The following is an 8,453-nucleotide window of genomic DNA, read 5'->3' on the forward strand; positions in this document are numbered from 1 at the left end:
TATATAGATGGTTGTTAAATCAAAACTATTGATAGGTTTAAATCTTTTATATCTTATAAAATATTTATCTTTCAAAGAAATAAGCTGTTTTTTTAAAAGAAGAAAACACAATTCTGCCTTTGATTAAAACGATGAAATTCTTTTAAAATGCTCATCTTTTCCTTTAAGATGATGCACTGGTTGTGAATACTGACCTAATCCAATATTCCATAAGATTTCCTTCTTATGGCTACTCTAAGTAGAAGATGTCATCATGAATTTTGAAAATAAAAAATTCCCTGCACAAATTTTTCGTGCCTATGATATTCGTGGAAAAATATCGCTTTTGACACCGGAACTTGTCAAAGCCATTGCCTATGGATTGGTGATTCAATATCAAAAACAAGGACAAACCCAATTGGCCATTGGTTATGACGCGCGTTTAACCAGTCCTCAATATGCAGAAATTATCCGACAAGTATGTGAAGAAAAAGGCTTGCAAGCCACTATTATTGGTTGCTGTTCGACTCCGTTATTGTATTTTATTGCACGTCAATTTGAGGGTAACGGCATAATGCTCACTGCCAGCCATAATCCAAAAACAGATAATGGCGTGAAGTGGGTTATTCAGGGCGAGCCGCCTTGTCCAGAACAGATTCAACAAGTAGCTTTAGCTGCATGTTCGGTTTTTGCTCCAGAAGAAAAAATACATATTGATCCCATTCAACATGAAGTTATAGTTAAATATTGCCTTGAATATCAACATGCTTTATTAAGCGATATCCAGTTAAAGCGACCATTTAAGGTAGTCCTGGACGGATTGAATGGTTCAGCCGGACGCTGTGCGGCTTTAGTGCTCAAAAAAATGGGCTGTGAACTGACCGCTATCCGCTGTGAAGCCGATGGTCATTTTCCTGACCATGCACCTGATCCTTCACAAGAGAAGCATCTGTCGGAATTAAAACAAGCCGTACTTGAACAGCAAGCCGATATTGGTATTGCACTGGACGGTGATGGCGACCGACTGGTTTTGATTGATGAACATGGCACAATAATTTCCGCAGATCGGTTGTTGTCGTTATTTTCAGAAATGTGCCTGAAAACGCATCCAGGTCATGAAGTGGTTTATGATGTCAAATGTTCGACCATGGTGGGCAATACTGTTCGTCATTTAGGTGGACAGGCCAAAATGATCCGTACCGGAAGCTCTTTTTTACGAACCTATATCGCAAATTCGCAAGGTAAAGCTGTATTTGGTGGAGAATACGCAGGTCATTATGTGTTTAATGATGGGCGTGGTTTTGGCTATGATGATGGTTTATATGCTGCATTACGCATACTTGAATATCTCAGCCAGCAAGCTGATTTAACCTTATCCCAAGCCTTAAAGGCTTATCCGGAACGTTATTGCACTGAAGATCTCTATATTAGTACCCATAGGGAAGAGCCGGCAGCTGTATTACAGGATGTTGAATTAAAAAGTCATGATTTGAATGCACAATTGAGTAAAATTGATGGCGTACGACTTGATTTTGAAGATGGATTTGGCATTATTCGGGCATCGAATACCGGCGAATATTTTACAGTACGGTTTGATGCAGATAATCCGGTAAGATTAAACGCTATTCGACATACATTTGTTTCCATGTTAAGTGACCGATATCCTCAAATCGCACAAGACATTTTAGATGCTCAATAAGGAGAGGCGAATGCCACATCAGCATACTGGCATCGACAAAGCACAAATTTTGACAGAAGCTTTGCCGTATATTCAACGTTTTGCAGGTAAGACGCTAGTAGTAAAGTATGGTGGCAACGCAATGACCGATCCAGAGCTGGAAAGCTCGTTCGCACGTGACATTGTATTGTTAAAAACGGTCGGCTTAAATCCAATTGTGGTGCATGGTGGCGGTCCTCAGGTTGATTCCTTCCTGAAACAGTTGGGGCGTGAATCTGACCGTATTGATGGTATGCGCGTGACTGATCCTGCCACCATGGAAGTGGTTGAAATGGTTTTGGGTGGTAGCGTGAATAAATCCATCGTGAATCTGATTAATCAACATGGTGGTCGTGCTATTGGTTTAACCGGTAAAGATGGCAATTTGCTACGCGCACAAAAGCTGTTGATGGAGAAAACCGCTGAAGACGGCACAGTCAAGCAGATTGATTTGGGTCTGGTCGGTGAAGTCATTGGTGTAAAAACTGACGTGCTTGAAATGTTCACGAATAGCGATTTCATTCCTGTGATTGCACCCTTAGGTGTAGATGATGAAGGTAATACCTACAATATCAATGCCGATTTAGTTGCAGGTAAAGTCGCTGAAGCCTTAGGTGCAGAAAAACTCATACTTCTGACCAATATTAGCGGCGTACTAGATGAAAATAAAAATCTGCTGACGGGTTTAACTACTCAGGAAGTCGATCGTTTGATTGAAACCGGTGTGATCTATGGCGGCATGATTCCTAAAGTGGGCTGTGCACTGGATGCTGTTAAAGGCGGTGTGGTCAGCGCGCATATTGTAGATGGACGTGTTCCACATGCCACCTTGCTGGAAATTTTTACCGATCATGGGGTAGGTACGTTAATTACCAACCGTGCCAAGCATTAAGCCTTGATTTTTAAAAAAGCCTCCGTTGTGAGGCTTTTTTTGTGGCTGCTATTTTCACCAGTTTAATTTGATGCTGATCAAAACCTTATTTTCCTTATCCATAAAATCGTAATGACTAGCGTGAATTGAGATTTACATTGGCCTGTTGAGTATGCAAAATAGAAAAATCATGTATTTGCTGTTTGATCAAAATTATGTGCCAGTTGCTCGGAATGAATTGTGCTACGCCCACGGATGTAACTTTTTCGTTTCGGGGCTTTTCTCAACGTGCCGGCGTTACATCCGACCACTGCGATGGTTTTGGCATTGCTTTTTTTGAAGATAAAGCCTGCCGACTTTTTGTCGATAATCAATCCGCAGTTGAATCTCCGATTGCCGAGCTGATCCGGAATTACCCCATTAAATCACGCAATGTGATTGCGCATATCCGTAAGGCCACACAAGGCAAAATTAATTTGGAAAATTCACATCCCTTCAGCCGTGAGCTTTGGGGACGACAATGGATTTTTGCCCATAATGGTGATTTACATGACTTTAACCCGACTTTATCCGGTCGATTTACTCCGGTAGGCAATACCGATAGCGAACGTGCGTTCTGTTTTCTGCTAGATCAATTGGTGCTGAAATTTGGTTATCATGAACCCAAGCTTGATCAAATTTTTGATTTATTAACAGAAATATCTCCTAAAATAGCCGAACACGGAACATTCAATTTCTGCTTATCGAATGTTCAGGCGCTGTTTACTTATGCCATCACCAAACTCCATTGGCTGGTAAGGGAATATCCTTTCAAACCGGCACAACTGATTGATCTGGATGTAGAAGTTGATTTCAGTCAGGTAACGACACCAGAAGATCGTGTGGCTGTGATTACCACAGAACCTTTAACCCAAAATGAAACTTGGACCGCTTTTGTGCCAGGAGAGATGATTTTATTTCGGGATGGTCGACCTGTTCGACATCAATTGACCCATATTGAGCGTCTAGAACGTGAACGATTAGATCCGACATTAAAACGAATCACCAAGGCTGATCAATATTAATTGCACAGTACTTGAGATGAAGAATTAGAGCCAGATAGATGAATATCTGGCTTTATTATTTATGATGAGTTGAAGTATTTTAAAATTTTATTGCCAGATTTTAATCTTTCGGGCTGTTAGATATTTTTATATAATCGTACTATATTTTTTGAGTATAATTAAAAAATGAATTTAAAAATTATAGTTTATAAAATTATATAAACGCTTGAATAAAGCATATTTTTTTAATAATTATGGTTAAAAAATACTTTATCTTTTTGGTCGGAGTTTATATATAAATAAATACATATCAAATGGTTATGAAATTGATAAGAAAAAACCTTGAAAGCCGACTATTTTAGTTCATTTTTATTTGTTGAATATCAATATATTATTAATTTATGTGATTAATTATTTATATTTATAGGGTGGTCGTAATGAAAATGAAATGGGTTCCAGAATATAATACTGGTATCGATGTGATTGACGATCAGCATAAACGAATTCTTGATTATATTAATGAAATTCAAGATTGTTCTGAAACTACCGATCGGGCCCGTATTAAACAGATTCTTGAAAATATTATTGATTATACTCAATCACATTTTACCTTTGAAGAGTCATTACAAGAAGAAGCAGGTTATAAATATCGGGTTCCGCATAAGCGTGTGCATGATTTATTTATTAAAAAGATTGAATCATACCGTGACCGTTTTGAAATGGGACAGGCGATTGAAACAGAGTTACATGAAGTACTTTCAAAATGGCTGATTAATCATATTCAGCACGATGATGCTGATTATGTCGGTGCCGTAAAAGAAAACATGATCGGCCTTATTAAAGAAAAAGAACAGAAAAAAGGCAAAAACTGGTTTGCTCGTTTTTTCTCATAACACGTTAAACGAGATAACAATAATTAAAAAAAGATAATAATCCTGCGCGGCAAATCATTAGGCATGATGGTTTGCTTTTTCTTTTTGATTTTCCCCTATGACAAAGGCAAAATAGCGACAGACTTTTTTTAGGAACGCATCATGCAGGACAATGCTATGACACGATGGCTATCAGCGCTGATGGCATTTTGCTTATCTTTTATTATCATTGCCACATTAGCACCGATGGTAGGAATTCAGCTTGATCGCCAGCTTGATTTTTGGCTGTTATGGTTAGCGACCATGCTTATTTTGGCCTTACCGATCTGCTATTTAGAAATTGCTTTGGCAAAGCGCTCTAAAACCACAGCTTTAAATGCTTTGTCCAGCTTGACGCGTGATGCTGATGCGTCGCAAAAATGGCGTATCGTAGGCTGGTTGGCCGTAGTGTTTATTCCTTTCTTGGCCGGAGGGATGCTGTCCAATGCGAGCCAGTTACTTGGGCATTTTGCCGGTAATGGAATTGCACCTCAGTTTTTATTTATTGGCTTAGCTATTGCTGCAATTTTACTTTCATTTGCACCACGAAAAATTATTCTGTTTTTAACTGTAATAGGGGTTTTTGCTTCTTTAATTCTGGCCAATGTGATGGGAACTGCTTTACCTGCTTGGCATGTGACCCCGGTTGAATTTAGCGAGTGGGGCAGTGCAACTGTACTGGCATTGGTGGCCAGCGGTCTAGGTATGGGCTTGTACTGGCAAAGTAGTCTGGCAACTGTTCAACAGCAAGATGCTGCAAGCAAAACCGTATTGCCGATCTGGATTGCCCAGTTACTCGCCGTGATTGCTTTCGGTTTCTTTGCGGCCAATGCGCAAATTCCGAGTTATGCTTTTGTTATTGCAGTGGTGAGCACCGCGGCATTGTTATTGCAAATGGTGCGTGAGCAGTTGTTGCAGCGTCAGTTAAATATCGTGATTCAATGGCTGATTATTTTGGTCGCGGTATTGGTTTGGGTCATTCCAGCCATCAGTCCAGTGTTTAATAGCGTGCTGATGCTTTGGGGCTTAGTTATCTGCCTGATCTATGCCATTTTTGCCGGATGGATCATGAAGATTAGTCATCTGCGTAAATCGATGAATTTCAGCAATGAGTTATTTTATAACTTATGGCGTATTGCTGTGCGTGTGGTATTACCCATTTCGATTATCTTGGCGATGATCGCAATCATTGGGCAATTGTTCTAATGAGTGAAACACAACAGGTTTGGGTCGCCTATGCGGCTCCGAAGCAACAGTTTCATATTGCAGTGCCTTTTCAGCAAGGAATGACTGCTCTAGAAGCAATTGAACAAAGTGGTATTCGGGCACAAGTTGACTTGGCAGAACCGCTTGCTTTGGGAATTTTTGGTGTGCGTTTGAAAGATCTGCATCACCTCTTGCAAGCTGGTGACCGTGTCGAGATTTATCGTCCGCTAACTATCAATCCGAAGGATATTCGACGCAACCGTGCAGCAGCAAACCCGGTAGGACGTTATTGTCGCGGAAATCGCTTTAAACAATTGAAGTAACAAGAAAAACCCCTCAATGAGGGGTTTATTTTTATTTTAAAGCCGCTATAGTGGTGGCGCAGTTAAAATCGCTTCTTTTGAGCCAGGTAAGCCGGGTTGAGACTCTGGAATAGTTTCCAGGCCTTCAATTTTGATGACAGTACCGGTTTGATCGAAGTAAATTCTTAAATGTTGACCATGGGCTGCAGGAATGTTGGCTTTTTTAGCATAAGTTCCTGGGATATAGTTATAGATGTAGTCCCAACGTAAAGGATTCATTGGATCGGTTACTGTAGGGCTGCCCAGCAAAAAGCGAACTTGTTGGTGGCTCATACCGACTTGAATTTTTGATGCTTGTGCTTGAGTTAATGGTGTCCCTTGGGGAATATCAACTTTATAAACGCCCAAGGTCGAACAGCCTGCGAGCAGTGAAGTGACGAATAACGTCAACATGATTTTTTGCATTTTGCTACACTATCCCAAATTAATTATGATGCATTTGATCCACGGATAGATCATACTGCATCTTAACTTTGTTGCATATTCCAACTTTAAATTTGTTGAGAGACCCTTTTACATGCCTATTTCAAATCAAGATTTACGCAAAGCTGGACTTAAAGTTACGCTTCCACGAATAAAAATATTGGAATTATTAGAAAATTCAAGACAACATCATTTAAGCGCAGAAGATATTTATAAGACTCTACTTGAACAGGGTGAAGATGTCGGTTTAGCAACTGTGTACCGCGTGTTAACACAGTTTGAAGCTGCGGGTATTATTCAACGTCATCATTTTGAAAATAATCATTCAGTTTTCGAAATTATGCAAGAAGATCACCACGATCATATTGTCTGCCAGAACTGCAATAAGGTGGTTGAATTCACCAATGACGTGATTGAACATCAGCAACATGAAGTGGCTGAAAAGTTCGGTTTCACTTTAACCGGTCACTCTTTAAATCTTTATGGTTATTGCGATGCAGCTGAATGCCAGGAAGCATTACGTAAAAAATAACACTGACTTAGAATCAGTAAAAAAAAACAGGCTTCATTTGAAGCCTGTTTTTTTTTTATATATTAGATTCGCATTTTAGTCCCAGGATTAAGCCTGGCCATCAAAGGTAATATTTGAACTGGCACGCATTAAGCGATCACCACCTTCTTCAGACAACTTGATTTGCAAACGCAGATCGTTTGGTGAATCGGCGTGTTTCAATGCATCTTTATAGGTAATCTGCTTGGCTTTATACAAGTCAAACAAGGCTTGGTCAAAGGTTTGCATGCCCAGTTCACGTGAACGTTTCATCAAATCCTTAATTTCGTGCACATCCCCTTTACGGATCAGGTCAGAAATTAAAGGTGAGTTGATCAGGATTTCAATTGCAGCACGACGTGAATTGCCGTCCACGGTTGGAATCAACTGCTGCGCAACCACTGCTTTTAAATTAAGCGACAAGTCCATAAATAACTGGCTATGACGGTCAGCTTCAAAGAAGTGAATAATACGGTCAATCGCCTGGTTGGCATTGTTGGCGTGCAGGGTGGCAAAAACCAGGTGACCGGTTTCGGCAAAGGCAATGGCATAATCCATGGTTTCACGTGAACGAATCTCACCAATCAGAATTACGTCGGGTGCTTGACGCAGGGTATTTTTCAACGCGATTTCAAAAGTGTCCGTATCAATTCCGACTTCACGCTGGGTAATAATACAGCCCGCATGTTCATGAATGAATTCGATCGGGTCTTCAATGGTGATGATATGACCTTTAGAATTCTGGTTGCGGTAACCAATAATTGACGCCAAAGAGGTCGATTTACCGGTACCCGTTGCACCAACAAAAATGATGATGCCACGTTTGGTCATCGCCAGTTCTTTTAAAATAGGCGGTAACTTGAGGTCATCCATGGTTGGAATCACGGTTTCAATACGACGAAGCACCATACCTGGCTGATCGCGCTGTTGAAATGCGCTGACACGGAAACGCGCTGTTTTATCTCGGTTATTGATGGCGAAGTTACATTCGCGTGTTTCGGCAAATTCTTTACGCTGCTTATCACTCATAATCGAGTTTAAAAGCTGTCCCACAACTTCGCCAGTCAGTTTGGTTTTTGCAATAGGTACAATCTGACCATTAATTTTCATGGATGGTTCAACATCAGCCGTAATAAACAAGTCTGATGCCTGTTGTTGAACCATCAAATTGAGCAAGTCATTAAAATCCATAATAAGAACCCCAATCCGTTTTCAACTTATAGGAATGATTCTGGTTGTTTCGCCATTGTGCGGGCAGTTTGCGGACTGATCACGCCTTTTGAAACCAAGGTTTTTAAGCTTTGATCAAGTGTGGTCATGCCGTAGTTGGCACCGGTTTGAATGGCAGAATACATTTGCGCCACTTTGTTTTCACGGATCAGGTTACGGAT

At 40.4% G+C, this 8,453-nt stretch carries 9 protein-coding genes and 1 pseudogene; 7 read left to right on the top strand and 3 right to left on the bottom strand.

The window, feature by feature from the left end; all coding sequences use genetic code 11:
• Window positions 1-253: 253 nt before the first annotated feature.
• From B2Y23_RS06470 to B2Y23_RS06495, 6 genes are all read left to right on the top strand, one after another.
• Window positions 254-1,678 (top strand): phosphomannomutase/phosphoglucomutase, encoded by a 1,425-nt coding sequence (locus B2Y23_RS06470; RefSeq protein WP_291369752.1) that lies wholly within the window; start codon window positions 254-256, stop codon window positions 1,676-1,678.
• A 10-nt stretch (window positions 1,679-1,688) separates the two neighbouring features.
• The gene (gene argB / locus B2Y23_RS06475; protein ID WP_291369754.1) at window positions 1,689-2,588 is read left to right on the top strand and encodes an acetylglutamate kinase; all 900 of its coding nucleotides are present in this window, start codon (window positions 1,689-1,691) and stop codon (window positions 2,586-2,588) included.
• A 194-nt stretch (window positions 2,589-2,782) separates the two neighbouring features.
• Window positions 2,783-3,631 (top strand): class II glutamine amidotransferase, encoded by an 849-nt coding sequence (locus B2Y23_RS06480; protein ID WP_291369756.1) that lies wholly within the window; start codon window positions 2,783-2,785, stop codon window positions 3,629-3,631.
• 416 nt (window positions 3,632-4,047) lie between these two features.
• On the top strand, window positions 4,048-4,503 hold the full coding sequence (locus tag B2Y23_RS06485; protein ID WP_291357492.1) for a bacteriohemerythrin: 456 nt from the start codon (window positions 4,048-4,050) through the stop codon (window positions 4,501-4,503).
• 141 nt (window positions 4,504-4,644) lie between these two features.
• Entirely contained in the window at window positions 4,645-5,727 is a 1,083-nt protein-coding gene (locus tag B2Y23_RS06490) for a hypothetical protein (protein ID WP_291369758.1), read from the top strand.
• Window positions 5,727-6,050, top strand: a complete 324-nt coding sequence (locus tag B2Y23_RS06495; RefSeq protein WP_291357496.1) for an RnfH family protein — start codon at window positions 5,727-5,729, stop codon at window positions 6,048-6,050. Before B2Y23_RS06490 ends, B2Y23_RS06495 begins: the two co-directional genes overlap by 1 nt.
• Window positions 6,051-6,095: 45 nt before the next feature.
• Here the strand turns inward: B2Y23_RS06495 and B2Y23_RS06500 are convergent, their stop codons facing one another.
• On the bottom strand, window positions 6,096-6,494 hold the full coding sequence (locus B2Y23_RS06500; RefSeq protein WP_291357498.1) for an outer membrane protein assembly factor BamE: 399 nt from the start codon (window positions 6,492-6,494) through the stop codon (window positions 6,096-6,098).
• 112 nt (window positions 6,495-6,606) lie between these two features.
• Here B2Y23_RS06500 and fur point away from each other — a divergent pair, with 112 nt between their 5' ends.
• Window positions 6,607-7,044: a ferric iron uptake transcriptional regulator gene (gene fur / locus B2Y23_RS06505; RefSeq protein WP_291357500.1), complete on the top strand. Its 438-nt coding sequence runs from the start codon at window positions 6,607-6,609 to the stop codon at window positions 7,042-7,044.
• Between the two features lie 87 nt (window positions 7,045-7,131).
• Here fur and B2Y23_RS06510 read toward each other — a convergent pair whose 3' ends face one another.
• Both B2Y23_RS06510 and B2Y23_RS06515 read right to left on the bottom strand, forming a co-directional pair.
• Window positions 7,132-8,253 (bottom strand): PilT/PilU family type 4a pilus ATPase, encoded by a 1,122-nt coding sequence (locus tag B2Y23_RS06510; RefSeq protein WP_291357502.1) that lies wholly within the window; start codon window positions 8,251-8,253, stop codon window positions 7,132-7,134.
• A 26-nt stretch (window positions 8,254-8,279) separates the two neighbouring features.
• Window positions 8,280-8,453: pseudogene (locus tag B2Y23_RS06515) on the bottom strand (twitching motility protein PilT); the annotation flags it as partial.

The organism is Acinetobacter sp. UBA5934 (genome assembly GCF_002430855.1).
In the GTDB taxonomy this organism is placed as follows: domain Bacteria; phylum Pseudomonadota; class Gammaproteobacteria; order Pseudomonadales; family Moraxellaceae; genus Acinetobacter.

Excerpts from the sequence above, each read along its gene's own strand:
- B2Y23_RS06470 (WP_291369752.1), top strand. The coding sequence starts at position 254 with ATGAATTTTGAAAATAAAAAATTCCCTGCACAAATTTTTCGTGCCTAT.
- argB (WP_291369754.1), top strand. The coding sequence starts at position 1,689 with ATGCCACATCAGCATACTGGCATCGACAAAGCACAAATTTTGACAGAA.
- B2Y23_RS06480 (WP_291369756.1), top strand. The coding sequence starts at position 2,783 with ATGTGCCAGTTGCTCGGAATGAATTGTGCTACGCCCACGGATGTAACT.
- B2Y23_RS06485 (WP_291357492.1), top strand. The coding sequence starts at position 4,048 with ATGAAAATGAAATGGGTTCCAGAATATAATACTGGTATCGATGTGATT.
- B2Y23_RS06490 (WP_291369758.1), top strand. The coding sequence starts at position 4,645 with ATGCAGGACAATGCTATGACACGATGGCTATCAGCGCTGATGGCATTT.
- B2Y23_RS06495 (WP_291357496.1), top strand. The coding sequence starts at position 5,727 with ATGAGTGAAACACAACAGGTTTGGGTCGCCTATGCGGCTCCGAAGCAA.
- B2Y23_RS06500 (WP_291357498.1), bottom strand. The coding sequence starts at position 6,494 with ATGCAAAAAATCATGTTGACGTTATTCGTCACTTCACTGCTCGCAGGC.
- fur (WP_291357500.1), top strand. The coding sequence starts at position 6,607 with ATGCCTATTTCAAATCAAGATTTACGCAAAGCTGGACTTAAAGTTACG.
- B2Y23_RS06510 (WP_291357502.1), bottom strand. The coding sequence starts at position 8,253 with ATGGATTTTAATGACTTGCTCAATTTGATGGTTCAACAACAGGCATCA.